The 19916-nt window shown below is 41.1% G+C and carries 14 protein-coding genes and 1 pseudogene; 6 read left to right on the top strand and 9 right to left on the bottom strand.

Annotated features, from left to right (window positions below):
* Positions 1-40: 40 nt before the first annotated feature.
* Positions 41-805, bottom strand: coding sequence for a cyclase family protein (locus Q1R07_RS04325; RefSeq protein WP_300486342.1), 765 nt, complete (start codon positions 803-805; stop codon positions 41-43).
* A 327-nt stretch (positions 806-1132) separates the two neighbouring features.
* Between Q1R07_RS04325 and Q1R07_RS04320 the strand changes: the two genes are divergently transcribed.
* The 5 genes from Q1R07_RS04320 to Q1R07_RS04300 all read left to right on the top strand — a co-directional run bounded on the left by Q1R07_RS04320 (position 1133) and on the right by Q1R07_RS04300 (position 4997).
* Positions 1133-1540 carry a 5-fold beta-flower protein gene (locus Q1R07_RS04320; protein WP_300486340.1) on the top strand — a complete coding sequence of 136 codons (408 nt, stop codon included), beginning with the start codon at positions 1133-1135 and terminating at the stop codon, positions 1538-1540.
* Between the two features lie 96 nt (positions 1541-1636).
* A complete protein-coding gene (locus tag Q1R07_RS04315; protein ID WP_300486339.1) occupies positions 1637-2524 on the top strand; it encodes a hypothetical protein in 888 nt (295 codons plus the stop codon).
* A gap of 47 nt (positions 2525-2571) precedes the next feature.
* Positions 2572-3105 (top strand): hypothetical protein, encoded by a 534-nt coding sequence (locus tag Q1R07_RS04310; protein WP_300486337.1) that lies wholly within the window; start codon positions 2572-2574, stop codon positions 3103-3105.
* Between the two features lie 19 nt (positions 3106-3124).
* Positions 3125-3484 (top strand): hypothetical protein, encoded by a 360-nt coding sequence (locus Q1R07_RS04305; protein WP_300486336.1) that lies wholly within the window; start codon positions 3125-3127, stop codon positions 3482-3484.
* 10 nt (positions 3485-3494) lie between these two features.
* On the top strand, positions 3495-4997 hold the full coding sequence (locus tag Q1R07_RS04300; RefSeq protein ID WP_300486335.1) for a hypothetical protein: 1503 nt from the start codon (positions 3495-3497) through the stop codon (positions 4995-4997).
* A gap of 89 nt (positions 4998-5086) precedes the next feature.
* Here the strand turns inward: Q1R07_RS04300 and Q1R07_RS04295 are convergent, their stop codons facing one another.
* From Q1R07_RS04295 to Q1R07_RS04260, 8 genes are all read right to left on the bottom strand, one after another.
* Positions 5087-6781 (bottom strand): sodium:solute symporter, encoded by a 1695-nt coding sequence (locus Q1R07_RS04295; protein WP_300486334.1) that lies wholly within the window; start codon positions 6779-6781, stop codon positions 5087-5089.
* A 206-nt stretch (positions 6782-6987) separates the two neighbouring features.
* Positions 6988-9486, bottom strand: a complete 2499-nt coding sequence (locus tag Q1R07_RS04290; protein WP_300486333.1) for a PIG-L family deacetylase — start codon at positions 9484-9486, stop codon at positions 6988-6990.
* Between the two features lie 101 nt (positions 9487-9587).
* Positions 9588-10244, bottom strand: coding sequence for a hypothetical protein (locus Q1R07_RS04285; RefSeq protein ID WP_300486332.1), 657 nt, complete (start codon positions 10242-10244; stop codon positions 9588-9590).
* A 152-nt stretch (positions 10245-10396) separates the two neighbouring features.
* Positions 10397-10924: a mechanosensitive ion channel domain-containing protein gene (locus Q1R07_RS04280; protein WP_136401749.1), complete on the bottom strand. Its 528-nt coding sequence runs from the start codon at positions 10922-10924 to the stop codon at positions 10397-10399.
* 12 nt (positions 10925-10936) lie between these two features.
* Positions 10937-11524 carry a Maf-like protein gene (locus Q1R07_RS04275; RefSeq protein WP_300486331.1) on the bottom strand — a complete coding sequence of 196 codons (588 nt, stop codon included), beginning with the start codon at positions 11522-11524 and terminating at the stop codon, positions 10937-10939.
* The gene (locus tag Q1R07_RS04270) at positions 11517-12443 is read right to left on the bottom strand and encodes a geranylgeranylglycerol-phosphate geranylgeranyltransferase (RefSeq protein WP_366526333.1); all 927 of its coding nucleotides are present in this window, start codon (positions 12441-12443) and stop codon (positions 11517-11519) included. The genes Q1R07_RS04275 and Q1R07_RS04270 overlap by 8 nt, the downstream gene beginning before the upstream one ends.
* A gap of 17 nt (positions 12444-12460) precedes the next feature.
* Entirely contained in the window at positions 12461-12988 is a 528-nt protein-coding gene (locus Q1R07_RS04265; protein WP_300486329.1) for an HAD family hydrolase, read from the bottom strand.
* Complete coding sequence (locus tag Q1R07_RS04260; RefSeq protein ID WP_300486327.1) at positions 12981-13739, bottom strand: Rossmann-like and DUF2520 domain-containing protein; 759 nt, start codon at positions 13737-13739, stop codon at positions 12981-12983. The genes Q1R07_RS04265 and Q1R07_RS04260 overlap by 8 nt, the downstream gene beginning before the upstream one ends.
* Before the next feature lie 640 nt (positions 13740-14379).
* Between Q1R07_RS04260 and Q1R07_RS04255 the strand changes: the two are divergent.
* A pseudogene (locus Q1R07_RS04255) lies at positions 14380-19916 on the top strand (hypothetical protein); the annotation flags it as partial.

Here is a 19916-nt window from a genome sequence, read left to right as displayed (position 1 = left end):
CAGTTTTTTTTATGAGCCTCGACCTGTTAGATTTTGAATTTTAATCTCTGAAAAGCGCCACCACGCGCGCCGGTGCGGCAGAACCACCCACAATTTTAAGCGGAAAAACAGCAATGTCAAAACCGGTATAGGGTAAAGCATCCAGATTGACCAACTGTTCGATATGGCAATATTCTTTTTCGTATCCAACCAAATGGGCTTCCCAGAATAAGTTGCGGTTATTTTCTTTTTTTGCCTGTTTGATCAGATGATGTAGCGGTAAATCCCAACCCCATTGATCAATACCCATAACTTTAATCCCCTGATCGATAAGCCAACGTGTGGCTTCGGCACTCATCCCGGTTCCGATTTCGTGGAATTTTTCGGTTCCGTTATAAATATCCCGACCGGTTTTAATCAGCACGATCATCTTGGGTTCCAGCGTAAGCTGATGTTGTGTAAGGAACGATTGGATATCATCGGTTGTAATCGGATCAAAATCGGCTTTGTGTTTCATATCGATTACCATGCCTTTTCCATAACACCATTCCAAAGGAATCTGATCAATTGTTTTGGCCGGTTTCCCTTCGCAGGTAGGAGCATAATGCCAGGGCGCATCAATATGGGTTGTAGCGTGTACACCCATCGATTTAATAGTATCATCGGCCCAACCCGAAAAATGCTGTGGAAATAGTCGGCTTGGTAAACCTAAAAAGCGAATCAGTAGTTTCGATTTTCGATGTGGTTTGTGTTTGATCCGGACTTTCATAAACCAGGGATCATTTTTGTTGTACTGAATAGGCTTGGATAAATCGATAATCTTCATGGTGTATATTGCTATTAATTACTAGTGTTGTAAAAATATGATTTTAAATGATTTTAGTTATATTTTTTATGATTCAAAATGAAGTTGTGGTCCATTATCTAAAAAATAATCTGGAAGAAAATCTTGATCTTGATATTATGCGTTTTAAGGAACGAAAAGGACATTTATAGCAGCAAATAGTTACCGGAAAAAAAACGAATAACTGTAATTTGGCTACGCTTTTACTCTAAAAAGCTACGTTTGATAATTTCTCGACATTGTGATTATTTTTTATTTTATATTTGGAAGTTTTTATTAATAAACCAACAAAATTTAAACAGTATCATTATGAAAAAATTATTATTTGTAGCCGCTTTAGCATTATGTGGAACGCTTACTCAGGCGCAAACTATCGAATCAAGAAGTGGCGGTACGATAGGAAAGATTAGTAGTAACGGAACAATTGAAAACAGCAGCGGTGGCACTATAGGTTATATAAAAAATGACGGAACTATAGAAAACAAAAGTCACGGTACCATAGGTTATATTAAGAGTGATGGTACTATCGAAAACAAAAGCCACGGTACGGTAGGTTATGTAAAAAAAGATGGAACGGTTGAGAATAGTAGCCACGGTACTATTGGTTACGTTAAAGATGATGGTACGGTAGAAGGTAGTAGCCACGGTACTTTAGGCTATGCAAAAGGTGTGAAAAAAGAATGGGCTGCGGTTGTATTCTTTTTCTTTAAATACTAAGTATTGGCTTTCCATTTTGGCGAAAGACGCGGAATTGGCTACTACTGGAATTTAATTAAAAAAGTTTTTTACAGAAAAAAGCGACCCAACAAAAAAATGAATAAAAAAGCACAGGAATGGGCAGAAAGCTATTTTAGCCGACTGGACAAAGCCATTGAAGAATTGCGCAATCACGACCTGGTAAGTCAGGTTAATGTTATTAAATATCCCGGAGCAACAGAAGAAGAATTAGCTGATGCCGAAGCACAAGTCTATGAAAGGCAGTTGGAAAACAGCGAAGATTATGACGCTATGGCACCGGATGAACCCTTTACGTTTAATCCGTTTATACGGGAATTTTACAAACGCAGTAATGGTCTTCATATTTCATGGCATTCGGTTATTTTCCCCGAAGCCGAAATCGAAGAAGATCCCGACGGAGAAATTCCTATAGCCAAAGACGACGACGATTATAAAGAAGGTTGGATCTCGATCCTTTCGGCTGAAAGTTTGGCAACCCAACAAGGTTTTTATTTGTATGGCGAGCCACAGGAAACCGATCTGGGTGAGTCTGCACAAAGCGATGGGGGATTGCTTCATTATATAGACGGGTATAATTATTACCATGACGCCTGTATGATACTTGAAAACGGTAATCCTACAATTGCCTTTGGCGATGACCACAGTGCTTCCTATGACACGCCACACGAGTGCGACTTTGTTATTTATATGGAGTATGCGCTTTCTGCGTTTTTCTCGGTGGTATGTCGTTCCAAAAAATTGCGTTTTTCAGACAAGAAAACGGTATATCCGAAACTGAAAAAAATGGTTAAAAACCAGGATTACAATGATCTTGTAGCACTACTTCAAAACAATGAGTATACCAATATCGATTCGGTAATTGCTTTGGGTTATAAGAAAACGGGGCATGAATATGCTCAGGATGACCATAGGGAAGGACTACCGGAATCCTTAAAAGAGCGTTTAAGTTTACTAATAAGATAACCAAAATGCTGTCTACTTAAATGGACAGCATTTTTAATGAAAAAAATATGAGTGCAAACTATCACATAAGAGTACAATCAGTAGAAGAAGACACGTTAACGGTTGCTGTTTTTTTAGCAGATGATAGCTTTGGCTGTTTTGCCGACGAAGAATTTGCGTTGCGGTTGTTGTGCAGTCCCGATAACGTATATAAGTATGACGACGACTATAATCAGGTGGCGAACTGTTCGCTGGCAGAAGAGATAAGTGTCGACAATTACCTTGACGAACGTTGGATCGTTAACCATAGTATTGATTTTATAGCCAATATCAAACTGGTAAGCCTTAACAATTTTCCGTTTGACGATTGGGATTACGACCGCTGGAGTAATGCAATTTCCGTGAATAGTGACGATACGCTCGATTTTACAAATGTAGAATCCGACCATCCGGGTGGCGTAGTAGCGATAAAGGTTTTAAAACCGGAACACCTGCAACACTTTAAAGCAGGTGACACGTTTAGTACCGCGGCCTATTCCTCACAAAATATGGACGAAACGCATTATGAGGCTATCGGTAACTGGATGTTTTCGGAAGAATAAAATAAAACGGTAAATCAATATGAAAAACATACAATTCGCCCATTTTGATAAATTCAACGATGCGGCCAACTATCGCATGGTAGAAGACAACATTTACCAGGGACCGGACGAAGAGCATCTTTTCGGATTAAGCTACGAGCTGGAAGAAGGGGAGGACTCGCAATATCCGTTGGAAGATATATTGGATAAATTTTATTTATATATTTCTGATTTTGAAGATGAAGAAGTCTTTGCCACTTCCCGTAACGTTACAATCGAATTGAGCGGCGAATTGGAAGACATTAAAGCTGCGACTGCGGCTATCATCGGTAAAAGAGTATATAATCAGGAATATAACGACGAAGAAGGCGTTACACGTGTAAGGCTAATCATAGAATAAGGATACATAAATGAAAAAAAAACTTAACCTTTCTCATTCCAAAAAGAAATCGAAAATAGAGGGTTTTCCAAAGCTTAGCGACTGTCTTATCGAGGCTAAGGAATTCAATAAAAAATTAATGCCCATAGTAAAACTGGACGGTGGAGTAGTTAACGAAAAATGGGAAGGGCTACCCTTTACCTTTATGCTCCAAAATGTAGACGTGGATCGTATCGACTTCAAACTGGAAGAGGGCAAATACAAGCTACTGACCCCACTTACGTTGCGAAAACTGGAAGAATATAGTGCATCGGATGTAAAGCGCGAGTACCTGCAAACCACGGCCGACAAGGTCGAAGAGTTGAATTATCGCCAGGTTGACCGCTATAGTAACGACGGTTTGTTGCTACATTCCGGATCGTTTTCACATGATCCCAACAGGCGTGTTACGTATCGTTATGAAACCATTAACGGAATGCCGATGCCGGTTACCAAGACGATCCAATATTTTTTGGGCAACGGGGAATGGCTGGACTCAGAAATATTTACCTACGATTATGATTCCGATGGCTTTTTAAACGAGACTACCACGAACCAACCGGCACGCGATATCACGATGACCGAAAAAATAGTGTACAAAAAGACGCGTAAAGGGTTTACGGCATCCAAGGAATTGGCGCCACATCATCTTCCGGTAGTTGATAAAGAATTAGGATATGCTTACACAAGACTACCATTCTCGGCCGTATTTAAGGAAAGTGAAACTGACTGGAATGTTATCATCGGAGGATGGTATATTGATGGTAAGGAAAAAGAAAATCGCCTTGCCGTTCAGGGAAAACTGATACACCTGCATGCCTTTAATCATTTCTATGATCTGAATTCGGGCTTACTTAAATATACCTGCGAAATCGAAAATCAAAATGAGATAGCGGTTAAAGTCAATATAAAAGACGACTTGCCCGATACCATTGAATATACCTTTAGCTGTTCTGAGAAAAACGACAACTGGTCTTTAAATTATCTCGAAAAGACGGAGAAAAAAGTCATCATAGAACAATGGGAAAACAAACATACCATTGAACATCTGGGACATGAGATACAGGTAACCAATGAAAATAGGTTTGGTACAGGTCATTTTACGCTTTCAGGACATTATACCTTGCAACAGGTAATAATGATAATACGAACACAAAGCTATTTATGGTGCCGTGATTTTGAACAGCAAAGAACTTCCGACAGGATTATGACCCCAGGCTATACGAACGCTGCGCTCTTTAATTTTGTATATACGACAACCGAAAACACTATTGATCGCGTTGCACATGAGGTGAAAATCAAGGAGAACAAGACCGAAGGAAAGTTACGACTTGGTAAACCGGATTGGGTACAGAGTAATGAAACGCCACGTGACCCTGATGGCAAAAAAATGGAATTTGTAGCGCAGTTGGATCATAGCAATATGTTTGGTACACTGTACCTGTTTTATTCGGAAAAACACCAACTGATCTCGCAGGTTTTCCAGTGTTCGTAATTGGAATCCACGTACAAATAGTATCGCATAAAACCAATAAAAAAGCCGCTCTAGTTTTTAGAGCGGCTTTTTCGTATTGTAAAAAAGGATTATACGGTTTCTTTTTGTGTCATACGTAAATAGGTTTCGATCAGCGAAGCGAATACAATGGTTAAGACCGCGCCGATGATATTGAGCCATAGGAAACTCACCACATCCAGATAATAGATATAGAAAATCAGTAACTGACTAAAAGAGGCACCCCAAAAAACCGCCTTGGCTTTAATATATTTGATATAAAAAGCGATCAGGAAAATACCCAGTACGGTTCCGTAGAAAATTGAACCGACAATGTTTACTAACTGAATCAGGTTTTCGAACAAGGTTCCCACACAGGCAAAAAGAATAGCAATCAATCCCCATAAAAGGATAAAAAACTGCGTGGCATTAACAAAATGTTTTTCATCTTTTTCGGTTTTCAGATTTCGTTTGTAAATATCGATGGTAGTGGTCGATGCCAAAGCATTGAGTCCGGATGCCGACGAAGACATCGCCGCCGAAAGGATTACAGCCAGTAAAAGTCCGATTAGTCCCTTAGGCAGGTAATTCAGGATAAAGTGAATAAAAACATAATCCTTATCGTTGGTTTCCGTTTTCGGATCGGCTTTTGTGATTAGGTCTTTGGCCTCTTCGCGCAGGTCTTTTTCTTTACTGGATAGCGAAACCATTTTTTGCTGTAAAATAGGATTGTCAAAATCCTGTTGCAACTGACCGACATATAAAAGACTAATTTCCTTTTTTTCCTCCTGAACCTGATCCAGTTGTTTTTCCAGTTTTTGGTACTCCGCTTTATACGGCGAATGATTGACCGTTTTGATATTGTTCGGATTAAAATGCAAAGGAGCCGAATGAAACTGGAAGAACACAAAAACCATAACACCGATCAGTAATATAAAAAACTGCATCGGTACTTTTAGAAGACCATTCATAATAAGTCCCATCTGACTTTCTTTGATCGATTTTCCGGTTAAATAACGGCCCACCTGCGACTGATCGGTTCCAAAATAGGAGAGCGCCAGGAAAAAACCACCGGTAATACCACTCCAAAAGGTATAACGGGTTTCCGGATCAAACGAAAAATCCACGATATTCATTTTGCCATTGGCACCGGCAATACCTAAGGCATTACTAAAGCTAAGCTCATCCGGCAGGTAGCTTAAAATCAGGAAAAACGTAATAAACATTCCGCTCATGATCACAAACATCTGTTGCTTTTGTGTCACATTCACGGCTTTGGTACCACCGGAAAAGGTATAAATAATGATCAGTAATCCGATGATGATATTCATCAGCGTCAGATTCCAGCCCAATAGTGACGAAAGGATAATAGCTGGCGCATAAATGGTAAGTCCGGTTCCCAATCCTCTTTGAAAAAGGAATAATAAAGCCGCCAGTGAACGGGTTTTAACATCAAACCGCTGTTCCAGAAATTCGTAGGCCGTAAACACTTTTAAACGATGGTAGATTGGAATAAAGGTGATACAAATCACCACCATGGCGATAGGAAGTCCGAAATAAAACTGGACGAATCCCATTCCGTCGTGGTACGCCTGACCTGGTGTGGATAGGAACGTGATGGCACTGGCTTGTGTAGCCATAACCGACAAACCTACGGTCCACCAGGGTGTTTCGTTATTGCCGAGAATAAATTCTTCGACGTTTTTGCTTCCTTTGGTTTTTAAGGAACCATAGATTACAATAAATAATAAGGTTACCGATAATACGATCCAGTCAATACTCTGCATGGCTTAGGTGTACATTTGCATTAAAAAATAAAACAATAGTATATAGAAAGCATTTAGGATCAATACCAGCGTATAGCTTTTTCTCCAGGAAGTAGGTTTGTCTATCATGTGATGCTGTTTTTAAAACCGGCAATCCGGTTGATGAAACCACTTTCGAAAATACAAAAAAGTGGTTTTAGTTTTTGATTAGTAACGATTTAAAACGACTATTTTCCTACGGCAATTAAATTGGCCATCAAGCGGAACGCTCCGGAAACGCCTTCGGGTAACTCGCGGAAAAAGCTCAATCCGGTATAGATATAATGGCCTTTACCGTATTTGGCAACCAATAAGGCACCCTTTTTAGGCGTTTCGCCTTTGTCGTTGGATTGTAGGATAGGCGTAAATTCGTTACTCCATTTGTCCGGATAATATAAGCCCTGTTCCTGTACCCAACCTTTAAAATCGTTTTGCGTAATGGTATTCGGATAATTCAACACTTTGTTTTTGGGATCCAGGAAGGTAACGGCTGCGTTTTCTTCCGTAACCCGGTCGGATGATATTTCCAACGAATACGGTGCGATATCCTGAGTGATCAAATTACCGGTAGTATTGTATTGTACGATCATGGTACCGCCATTCTGCACATATTCAAATAAAAGCGGTTGTTTAAACTGTAAGGCTTCTACAACATTATAGGCACGGATCCCTACTACCACAGCATCAAATTTTTCCAACTGACTACTGGTGATTTTTTCCGGTTTTAACAACGTCACGGTATAACCCATTTGTTGTAAACTTTGTGGCACCTGATCGCCGGCACCCATAATATAAGCGATGTTTTTTCCTTTGGTTTCCACATCGGCACGGGTAAATTTCGCTTCGGCCGGAAGTAATACCTGTTGTAGGGCAATATGCGGATAATCGATAATGATTTGTTGATGATCAAAACGTTCTCCTTCTATCGTCGCAATGGCTTTAGCGGTCGCTTCCGTAGCATAATTAGGAGGCGTTACTTCAAAAGTCACGGTTTTTTCACTTCCTTTTTTATGAAGCTGGAACGGCATATATTCCGGAGTCACTACCCAACCGGTAGGTAATTCCAACTGTATCGTTCCGCTGCAATCGTCTTTGCCGGCTTTTACCTTTATCGCAACCGATTGTTTTTTCTTGTCTTTAAATAACTGTACTTTATTCAGAATTTCGGTCGTTACCTGCGGTACTACATCCAACGGTCGGTAGACTTCTCCTTTTACCGGGTCGTTGTATTTATAGATGATGTCACGGGTAAATGGAATTTGTACGCCTTCGACCAAAATAGAGAAGGTTACTTTTAGGTTTCGGATAATGTCCGGATACCCAATTTTTTGTTGATCATTTACGGTGTACATTCCGGTAGTTCCTTTTTCGCTTAACCAGTAAGGCGACGTATACGGAACGTCTTTCGGTACTTTTACCGTAATGGTTTCACTTTCGAAAAGATTGTTTTTTAACGGATAACTCTGTTCCAGTGTTTCATTTTGAGGAATAAGCTGTAACGCCAGTAATTTCATTTCGACCGGACTGCGGTTAATGGCTTCCCATTTTACTTTGAGATTGCTTCCGGGTGTAACCGATTGTTCTTCGGCAACGGCTTCAAGATACAATCCGGCACAGTTGGCAATGATATTTTTAACTTCTTCCAGTTTTATTTTTTTCCAGTGACTGTCGTCCAGTTGTTCGATTTGGCGGTATACTTTTGTCAGATCAAAAACCGAAGCGGAAGGATTTTTAAAATCAAAACATTTTAGGATAAAATCGATTGTTTCGCCAATTGGCGCACCGCCTTTAACCCGTTTCCAGGAGGTATCGATGCCTTCAAAAAGATTTTGCTGATCGGTTATGCCGTCGCCTTTAATCAGTTCCAGGTATTCCATATCCTCACCGCGTACTCCGGTGGAACCAAATCCCTGGGATTGGTGTTTGCTACGACTTAACGCAGCGATTTCCTGATTGGATTTTCCAAGAGAAGGGAAGTAAACACCGGTTCTCAGGTTGATATATTTGGATTTATCGGCTTTTTCAAATTTATCTCTTCCGCCAAAAAACCACCAGGAAACGTTAAAAAATAAACGTTTCGGTTGCCATGGTTTTACAAACTGCAATTGCGACGGTTCGAAATTCGGATCGTTGGCCAGTGTAAACAATTCCTGCGAAAGCATGGCCGACGATGTATGATGTCCGTGTGTGGTTCCCGGTGAGCGATGATCAAAACGATTGATGATGATATCCGGTTGGAAGTTTCGGATAATCCAGGCCATATCGCTCATTACTTTTTCTTTGTCCCAGATTTCAAGGGTTTCGGTTGGTACTTTCGAATAACCAAAATCGTTGGCACGGGAAAAAAACTGTTCGCCGCCATCGGTTTTTCGGGCTTCGATTAGTTCCTGTGTACGGATAACACCGAGAAGTTCGCGAAGTTCGGTTCCGATTAAATTCTGACCGCCATCGCCGCGGGTTAACGAAAGATAGCCCGTACGGGCTTTGGTGTTATTGGCAAGAAACGAAATCAACCGGGTATTTTCATCGTCCGGGTGCGCCGCGATATAGAGCGCCGAACCTAAAAAGTTTAATTTTTCAATCTGGTTGTAAATTTCAGATGCGGTTGGTTTTTTAGGTTGTTGGGCAAAAGAATGTTGAAATAATAGTAGTAATAGTATACAATAATAGGGTAGTTTTTTTGTCATGATCAATTTTAAGGTTGGCTTTCCAAATATAGTGTACCTAACTGTTAAAAATAAAGGCAAAGACGTTAAAATTGTCTTTGCCTTTGAATTTATAAGATTAATTAGCGTCGGCCGCCTCTGCCATTTCCGTTTTCACCGCCACGTCCACCGCCATGGTCGTTACCTCTTCCGTTTCCGTGATCATTGCTTCTTTCGTAGCTTCTGCCATTGTTACGGTTTTCGGATCTTTCAAAACTTTTACCATTACCCTGGTTGTTATCGGCAGTTCGGTAATCCATTCGGTAATCGTTATAGCGACGTTCTTCTCTTCGTTCACGATGATCGTTATCGCGTACAACCGGTTGTACTACTCGTACGTCACGGTATTCAACACCACCTCGGGGTCTTGGTTGATACGTTACCTGAGCGGGACCGTGATAGCCTCTATAGTATTTTATCTTGTGTGATTTGTAATAGATATAAGGATTGGGTCCGTAATCATGTAAGCATACTTTATAAGCGCCATACAGATCATAGTGTCTGTAACGTCTTGGTAAATAAGCGGTGCGCACCCATCCGCCGTTGCTGAAATAGATAAACATCGCTGTGTTAATATCGTAATACATTTCAATATCCGGCAGATAATAATAGCGGATATCCGTATATCCTACAGGACCCCAGGCGGGAGGATTTCCAATGTTTATATTTACGGAAACCTGTGCGTTCATACTTGACATGGACAGCAACATTCCCAACACCAATATTTGTATAGCTTTCATGATAATCGAGTTTTTAATTAAACAATTTATTTGGGTTGTTTAACTAAAACCAAGTATTGTGCCAAAAAATAATTCAAGGTGTTTTGAAGCCGATAAAAAAATAAAATAAATTATAATCAATTGATTTTTAATGATTTATAATTTATTAAAAATTAATCCATAAACTCTTTTTCTTCGGATTGATGGGTGATAATCGAAATGGCCTTTTGCAGTAAAAGATTATTCGGATAGGTAATGCGTTCGCCGTCTTTTGTTTTTAACAACGCATGGAAAGTGGTAATGTCTTCGATTTCGGCTTCGATTGGAAAATCTTTATCATGGATTTTAATAATATCGCCGATTTTAAACGGAAACGAAAAAAACAGGATAATTCCAGCCGTGACGTTACTCAGGATCGACCATTGTGCAAACATAGCTACCCCGATCACGGCAAACATAGACGAAATAACCAGAAGGATATCGTCGGCTTTAACACCCCAGATTACGGTAAGCGAAAGCACACTCAAAGCTCCGATCAGGATACTGATATATTTGATCACCAAATTACTGCGGCGTTCCATAGTATGCGAAAGCAGTGTGAAGCGCTTTACGATCTTGGTCGCCAGATAGCGGACAATGGCAAAAAACAGTAACGCAATTATAGAACTGATGATCTGGGCGGTGTACTCATTACTTATCATAATCGAAAGGCTTTAAGCTACAAAGATAAGCAAATGTTGAAAGACTTTATCTACAGGAAGCCCAACAACATTGTTATACGAACCTTCGATACGGGCAATAGCCACGAGTCCGATCCATTCCTGTATGCCGTAGGAACCCGCTTTGTCAAAAGGCGAATAATGATCCAGATAATAGCGGATATAATCGTCCGGCAACGGATTAAAAGTGACCTTAGTAAACTCATGGAAGGTTACCCGTTTTGTCGTACTTGTGAGACAAACAGACGTGATCACCTCGTGGGTTTTTCCGGAAAGTGACTGTAGTGTTTCAAAGGCATCGTTATAATCTTTGGGCTTTCCTAAGGCTTTGCCTTCGTGCCATACAATGGTATCGCTGGTTACCAGAATATCGTTATCGGCCAGTTCGCCGGTAAAGGCATTTGCTTTTAACTCGGCCAGATAGTCGGTAATTTCTTCGGCTTTTAAGGTGTCCGGATAGACTTCTTCGACCTCTTTTAAACGGATTTCAAAATCCAGATCCAATTCTTTAAAGAAATTCTGGCGTCGGGGAGAACCGGACGCCAGGATAATATTGTGGTTTTTAAAAAGTGTATTAACCATGATAGTGCATGTTTAGTGTAATCACAAGTATGGAAAGAATTCCGAATACTAAAATCAGTTTTAAAACCATACTCAGATGGCGGAATTCGATTTTTGTTTTGGCGCTCCATATTTTGATCAGAAAATAGAGTAGTGGTCCTATCACAAAAGCCAACAGGTAAAGCAAAACAAATTGTAGTCCCATTAGATTCTGATTGATATAATAAAGCAAACTCGCAATTGGAATAAAGGCCAATGCAAAGGCTACTTTGGCAGCACGCGCTTTTCCAATGGCAATGGGTAGGGTATTCATTCCGGCATTATAATCGCCATCCATATCTTCGATATCCTTAACGATTTCCCGTATAAAGTTGATCATAAATGCAAATACGGCATAATCCAAAAGAATTCGGAATAAAATACTTAACTGTGCTTGGTTTGAGTCGTTGATTATCGGGAATAAATCGAATATACCGACTATGATAACGCTAACCGAAAGTAATAGTGCTACGATAAGATTTCCGATAAGCAGGCTTTGTTTTAAACTGGTAGCGTATAAATATAACGTTGCTGCGATTACGATAAATAAGGCTGAAAAACCGGCTTTTCCAATCAGATTCGACAGGTAAAATCCGATTGCAACACCCACAATATTGCAACCGATATAGATATTATAGGCCATGCCTTCGGAGATAAATTTCCCAACCACCAGATTTTCGGGTTTGGAAATACGATCCGTGTCCTGATCCATAATATTGTTGATCACAAAACCTCCGGCCGCGATGCATAGTGTCGCCATTACCAGCAGGATATATTGAAAATCGGATAAGGCCAATACCAGTCCGGGTTGTTGTTTTAAAAAGGCATAATGAAACAGCAACTGCATCAGCGCGATCATTAGCAGGTTTTGATAGCGGATTAACTTTAAAAAGTGCATCATATAGGGGAACTTAAATTTTAGTCGTATTTCGCATCAAAATGTTCCATCCATTTTCCCTGAACTTTCATGACCTGTTCGATTACATCGCGAACGGCACCTTTTCCTCCGTTTTTATGCGAAATATAACGACAAAGTTCCTTTATTTCCGGAGCGGCATCCTGCGGACATGTTGGTAATCCAACTAATTTCATCACATGGAAATCCGGAATATCGTCGCCCATATACAGGACATTTTCAGGTTTGATGTTATAGATATCGGTAAACTCATCAAAGGTTTCCACTTTATCCGGAACGCCCAGATAGATATCGGTTATTCCCAGATTGCGAAGGCGAATACGTACCCCTTCGTTGCTTCCGCCGGAAATAATACAAACGGTATAGCCGTTTTCAACGGCAGCTTTCATCGCATAGCCGTCGCGGATATTCATATGGCGGAGCATTTCTCCGGTTTGGGTTACGTGTATGGTACCATCGGTTAAAACACCATCGACATCAAAAATAAAAGTAGTGATGTCGTTCATTAATTCTTTGTAACTCTTAGACATTATTTTTTTGTATGGATTCTGTTAGTAGTTGATATAATTTAATTCGTTCGGGATTATTTTGTAAAAAGTTCAGATGCCTTTCGATAGTTTTCTGATCCCTGCGGATGGCCGGGCCGGTTTGTGCTGTTTTTGGCGGCAGTTTTTTGATTTTATCGGCCGTTTCCCGGATCAGCGGGAAAAGGATTTCGAAAGGGATGTTATTTTCATGGCAAATTTCATCTCCGATTTGATAGAGATAGTTGACAAAATTACACGAAAATACGGCAGCAACATGCAAACTTTGACGTTGCGCGGAATCAATTCGGTAAACTTTGTCTGAAAGTGCCGCGGCTACGGTTTCCAAAAGCGTATAATCGGTTTCGTTTTCAGCTTCCAGACATAACGGAATTTCGGTAAAATCGACAGCCTTATCTTTTGAAAATGTCTGCAGCGGATAGAACACTCCTTTTCTGTTTTTTGGATCCAAAACATCCATTCCCGAACTACCCGAAGTATGGACTACTAATTTATTGGTAAAATTTAGTTGTTTGGAAACTTCCGGGATAGCATCGTCGGATACAGCAATTATATAAAGATCGGCCGTTTTAAGCTCGGAGATATCGGAAGTGATACGATTTTCCGGTACCAAATGCGATACCGATTGGCTATTCCGTGCAAACACCTGAAGTAGTGTTACCGCTTCACTTTTTAGAAAAGCAGCAATCAGATGTTGGGCAACATTACCCGAACCGATAATAGATACTTTAATCATAGGGCTAAAATAATAAAAATAGTTCGTTTCGGGTGTGTGGAATTATTTTTCTTAAAAATGTAATAATATCTCATTTTGTTATGTTTTCGCAATTTTCGACTTTTTTAAAGTATGTTCACAATATGTGAATATTGTGACAAATGGGTTTTAGGTAATTTTTGTAAGGTTTATGAATGTTTTTTAAAAATATACAGTATTCTTTTACAGGTATTTACTGAAATATGTAAGAGTTTATTTAACATTTGATGTATAAATTAATTTTTTTCTTGTTTATTCTCAAAATGTGTAATACTTTTATGGAAAGGAAAAAAAGTTCACAATATATGTCATTTCATCTTTTTATAATTTTATTTTAATAGTGTTAAAAAGTTACATTTATTGATTGTATTGATTTCATTTGTTCCGGATCATTTTAAAGCGAAAAAGAACATATTTAATGTTTTTAGAGAATGAATCCTTTGATCCGTTACTAAAAAACCAAAATCCCAAAATTATAAGTAATCGCCATTTTGTTTGAATAAGTAGCTATTTAACACTTAGCAAGACAGCATAAATGAAAGATTAATAGCTTTCCGGCACTCCTGTGAGTTGTCTGATAGTTCTTTATATAGTTGCACAACCTAATTTAAAACTATTGCTTATGAATTGGAATTTTACCTTGAAAAGATGTTTTAAAAGGCTCTATCTGCTCTTTTTGGCATTTTTCTTTTTCGTTCACGTTGATTCCCATGCACAGATAAGTTATGTGTATGCCAATCAACTGCTTGGTAACAACAGTCATGTTGCTGCGCCGGGCAATGCGGTATCGGTTAGTACAACCGATTACGCTACACTGGAATCCTACGGTGGTATTGCCATTAATTTGGGCTCGTACACCGGTAGGATAGAGCTGGGATTTCCGACTACTGTCCCGGCTGGAACCACATCTTATGTAAGAATCCAAACCGATGCCACGCTTTTAAATACACTTCTTGGAGGTGGTTTGGGAGGTGCATTAGCAAATCTTACAGGAACGCTTGCACTAGGGAATCATTATTTTGAGGTTCGGGCAAAAGAAACCGGCAATGCAACACCTGTTTTTACGGCTTCGTCGATTAACGGTTTTGCCAACGAAAACGCCAGGCTTGTATACGATGTTAACGGTAATTATTATATTGCGATTACACCTAGTGTCGCTTATAATAGTATCGAAATTGAAGATTATACCAATACCTTATTATTAGGAACAATTAATACGTTACGGGTTTACAGTGCCTTTCATTTTTCGGGAAGTGATGTTTGTAATCCGGCTTTTGCGACTTCGTTTGATGGTACCGGAGGTACAGTCGATATTTTAGGAGTAGGTGGCGCAGGAGTTGCGAATCCTAATTTCGCAATAGATAACAGTAATACAACTTTTTCTCAGGTGAGTCAGGGGGTATTGACGGTAGCAGGAACAATCAGTCAGACGATATATTTTGCAACACCATCAGCAGCAACTGATCAGTTTCATCTGGTTTTACAACTCGATGATCCGTCGTTACTCAATTTGGGTGTTTCGGATGGAATTAAGATTGAAGCTTTAAATGGAACCAATGTCGTCTATTCGTCGGGATTAGGATCCTTGCTCAATCTCGATCTCTTGGGATTACTCAGTTCCGGAGCAAAAACAGATGTAGTGTTTACTCCGGGGCAAGCTTTTGACCGGGTTAGAGTAACAATTTCCTCATTGGTACAGCTAAACGCTACTAAAACGGTAAAAATATTCGATGTATACCGTTCGCCGGCCAAACCATCGGTAACAGCCGGAAATCTGGCTATTACGGCTTGTAGTGGTCAAACAGTGAATTTAACCGCTTCGACGGCTTCGACAAACGAACTGGTATGGTTTAACAGCCTTACCGGAACCACACCACTTGCCGTTACAGCCTATAATGTACCGTATGTACTGAATAACGTAACCGCGAGTGCGACTTATTATGTAGCTACCCGTCAGATAGGATGTGCCCGACTTTCGGAAAGAGTTCCGATACAATTAACGGTACACCCATTACCAACAGCTTCGGATATCACTATTAATGCGAATGTAAACGCATCGTGTATGGGTGTGGCTGTTTTAGCACCAACTACGAGTTTAACAGGAGGTGTTTTTAAATACTATACCGATCAAAACAAAACACAGGAAATTATCAGTGGATTTTCCGGACATCCGGGACTTACGTATATTAAAAATGATGCACTCGGAACACTTGCTATTAGTGGATTAAACGCCTCCAATACACCGAGAAATTATTATATCGCGATAGAAGTAGCCGGATTGTGTGAAAACGCAATCAACACACTGGCTGCTGTACAGGTAGGGCTGGGAGCTGAAACACCATTAACGGTATTGGCTTCCATTTCCGGTTGCGGTTTTGTAAACCTTAGAGATGCGATCACCAATTTCGATACTTCGGGAGCGACAACCTATACTTTCTATGATAGTAGTAATAACCCGATCACGGCTGCGGCTGCGGCAAATATTACGACGAGCGGAACCTATTATATAGAGGCCTCTAATCCGGCCGATGCTTGTGCATCTGCGCGTAAACCGGTTGTGGTAACGGTTAATCCGCTACCGACCTTGCAGGTTAATCCGGCAACCTATACGGTTAACTTAGGCGATTCGGTAACCTTACAAGCAACGTCTAATGCCACCGTAACCTGGTACAACCAGAGTGGAACGGCTTTAGGATCTAACGTAGCCGGTCCGTTTACAACAGCGGGTTACTACACTTTTACAGCGGTTGCCAGCAACGGACTGTGTTCGGTGAGTCTTTCCGTAACGGTAAACGTAATTGATCCGGCCAACTGTCCGGTATTTTTAGATCGTGTTTATGCCGACACACAAACTTCCGGATCGATCATCACGGGAGGTGTAACAAACGGTGCATTGGCGATTGACCATAATCCGCAGACATTCTCAACTATTACAACCGGTTTGGGACTATTGGGAATTGGTACAACCTGGCAAAATATCCAGTGGAATACGACCATTCCGGCAGGAACACCGATTACCGTAAAAGTAGGAAGCGAATTTAGCGGACTGGCTTTACTGGGAGCTGTATCGGTTATTGGTACCAAAAGAGATGGACTGGGTAACCCGATTGATATCGGAACCCTACAGCAATTATCAGGAACCTTATTAAACCTGTTACCGGGTGAAAATAACTTCGAATATACCTTTGTACCATCCAATAGTACAGGTCCGAAAGCCTATGATGGTATTCGAATCCAAATCGGATCGGTATTAAGTGTAGCACAAAGTGCCCGTATATACGAAGCCTACTATCATAAAGTTGCCGATCCGGTAGTTTGTCAGCCGGGTGATGTAGAAGATGTATTCTATGGCAATATCGACTTGGGAATCGGAGCCTTAACCAGTACGGTTGGTGTAACGAATCCGTGGAATGCTGTCGACAATAACGATGCTACTTTTGCAACAATGACTACCGGTGTAGGTGTTTTAGCTGCATCGGAACTGACGGTGAAATTCCGCTCAACGTCACAGGAAAATGACGTGGTAAAAGTACGAATGTCACGACCTAGCACCGTATTAAATCTTGGACTTATCGCTGGTTTTAGTATCCAGCGCTATATGGGTAACAATCCGGTTGGACCTGAATTAGATGGCAGTAGTAGCTTACTGACCCTGCAATTATTAAACGGAGGGACAGAAGCTGTATTGATAACCAATGCAACATCACCGGCTTTTGATCGCGTGCGTATTCGTTTTGGTGGTGCGGCCAGTGTATTAAACGCCTTACAGATTCATTCCGTAACCCGTGAAGCAGCAATTGATGTTGTAGGAAGCGGTGGCGATCGTATCATTGAAGTTTGTTATGGCGATGTAGTGAGTATTGCTCCAATTGACTGTACAACTTTTAACTGGTATGATGCCCCAACAGGAGGAAACCTGATAACCAGTGGAACTTCCTATACCATTCCATATAGTCTTACGGTAGGTAGTCATAATTTCTATCTGCAACCGGTACGAAGCGGATGTGAAGTGATGGAAAGAACACTAATCACAATAACTGTTCGTGCGACGTCTCCACAAGCGTCTTTAACCGGAATACAGATCAACTCAGGAAATGCTACAACCATTTGTAGCCCGACGGGTGCAGTGACGTTAACAGCGCAGCTAAACAGTACGCCAGCGGTAACCAATCCGATCTATTACTGGTATAGTTTTGACGGAACGAATCAGACTTTAATCACCGGACAATCGACGGCTACATTAGCCTTAACCGGATTAGCACCGGGAACCTATACCTATTATGTAGGCGTTAGTTCCGATCAATTCTGTGCGACTTTACCGACCGAGAGACGATCGGTTACCTTTACGATATTGCCGTCGTCTGTAGCTACCGATATTACGGTAAGCGATGTTCAACACTGTCTGGTAAATCCGAATCCGATAACGATTCAACCAACCACTACGTTGACGAACCCGGTATTTACATGGTATTTTAGTAACGATATCACACAACCGATTACGAACGGAACAGTTAGTGGGGTGACCTATAGTATTGCGGCAAACGGTACTTTAACCATTAGCGGCTTAACCACAACAAACAGTCCGTATACTTATTATGTAGCAGTTTCGAGCGAAACAACCTGTACCAACCTTCCGGGTACTTTACAGGATGTAATCGTGAGAATGAGTGATGCACCAACGCCAACCACTGACGATACGACTCAGGATTTCTGTGTCGTTGACAGTCCGATTATAGAATCGATTATTGTAAACGAAGCCGGAGTGATCTGGTATAATGTACCAACTGGTGGAATGCCATTAGCGACTACAACACCATTGGTAACCGGAACCTACTATGGTGTACTGGTTGATGCCATATCGGGCTGTGAAAGCTCGGTACGTCTGGCAGTAGCCGTACAGGTAAACGATACACCAACACCAACAACAAATGATACCACTCAGGATTTTTGTAAATCAACAAACCCGACTATAGCGTCGATTCAGGTTAATGAAACCGGTGTAATCTGGTATGATGCCCCAACGGATGGTAACGTAATTGCGTCGACTACGCCATTGGTAACCGGAATTTATTATGGGGTATTGGTAAATGCGACAACAAGTTGTGAAAGTTCAGTGCGTTTGGCAGTGACAGTACAAGTAAACGATGCGCCAACACCAACCACCGACGATGCGACTCAGGATTTCTGTAAAGTTGATAATCCAATCGTGGAATCGATTATTGTTAACGAAGGCGGTGTAATCTGGTATAACGTACCAACCGGTGGTACACCATTAGCGTTGACTACGCCATTGGTAACCGGAACTTATTACGGTGCATTGGTAGATGCCATATCGGGTTGTGAAAGCTCGGTACGCTTAGCAGTAGCGGTTCAGGTAAATGATGCGCCAACACCAACAACGAATGATACGACTCAGGATTTTTGTAAATCGACAAACCCGACGATAGCGTCGATTCAGGTCAATGAAACCGGTGTAATCTGGTATGATGCTCCAACCGATGGTAACGTAATAGCGTCGACTACAGCATTAGTAACGGGAACGTATTACGGTGTATTGGTTGATGCAGTATCGGGCTGTGAAAGTTCGGTACGTTTAGCCGTTGCCGTTCAGGTAAACGATGCACCAACACCAACAACGAACGATGCCACTCAGGATTTCTGTCAGTCGACCAATCCAACGGTAGCGTCGATTCAGGTAAACGAAACCGGAGTGATCTGGTATAATGCACCAACCGGTGGAACGGTAGTAGCGTCAACTACACCATTAACTACAGGAACGTATTACGGTGTACTGATCGATGCCATATCCGGTTGTGAAAGTTCAGTACGTTTAGCGGTAGCGGTTCAGGTAAATGATGCGCCAACACCAACCACAAATGATACGACTCAGGACTTCTGTCAGTCGACAAATCCAACAGTAGCGTCAATTCAGGTAAACGAAACCGGAGTGATCTGGTATAATGCGTCAACCGGTGGTACAGTAGTAGCACCTACAACACCATTAACAACGGGAACGTATTATGGTGTATTGGTTGATCCGACTTCAGGCTGTGAAAGTTCTATTCGATTGGCCGTTGCCGTTCAGGTAAATGATGCGCCAACACCAACTACAAACGATGCGACTCAGGATTTCTGTCAGTCGACAAATCCGACGATAGC

The organism is Flavobacterium sp. (assembly GCF_030146175.1).
GTDB lineage: Bacteria > Bacteroidota > Bacteroidia > Flavobacteriales > Flavobacteriaceae > Flavobacterium.
This window is presented reverse-complemented; position numbering and strand designations above follow the sequence as displayed.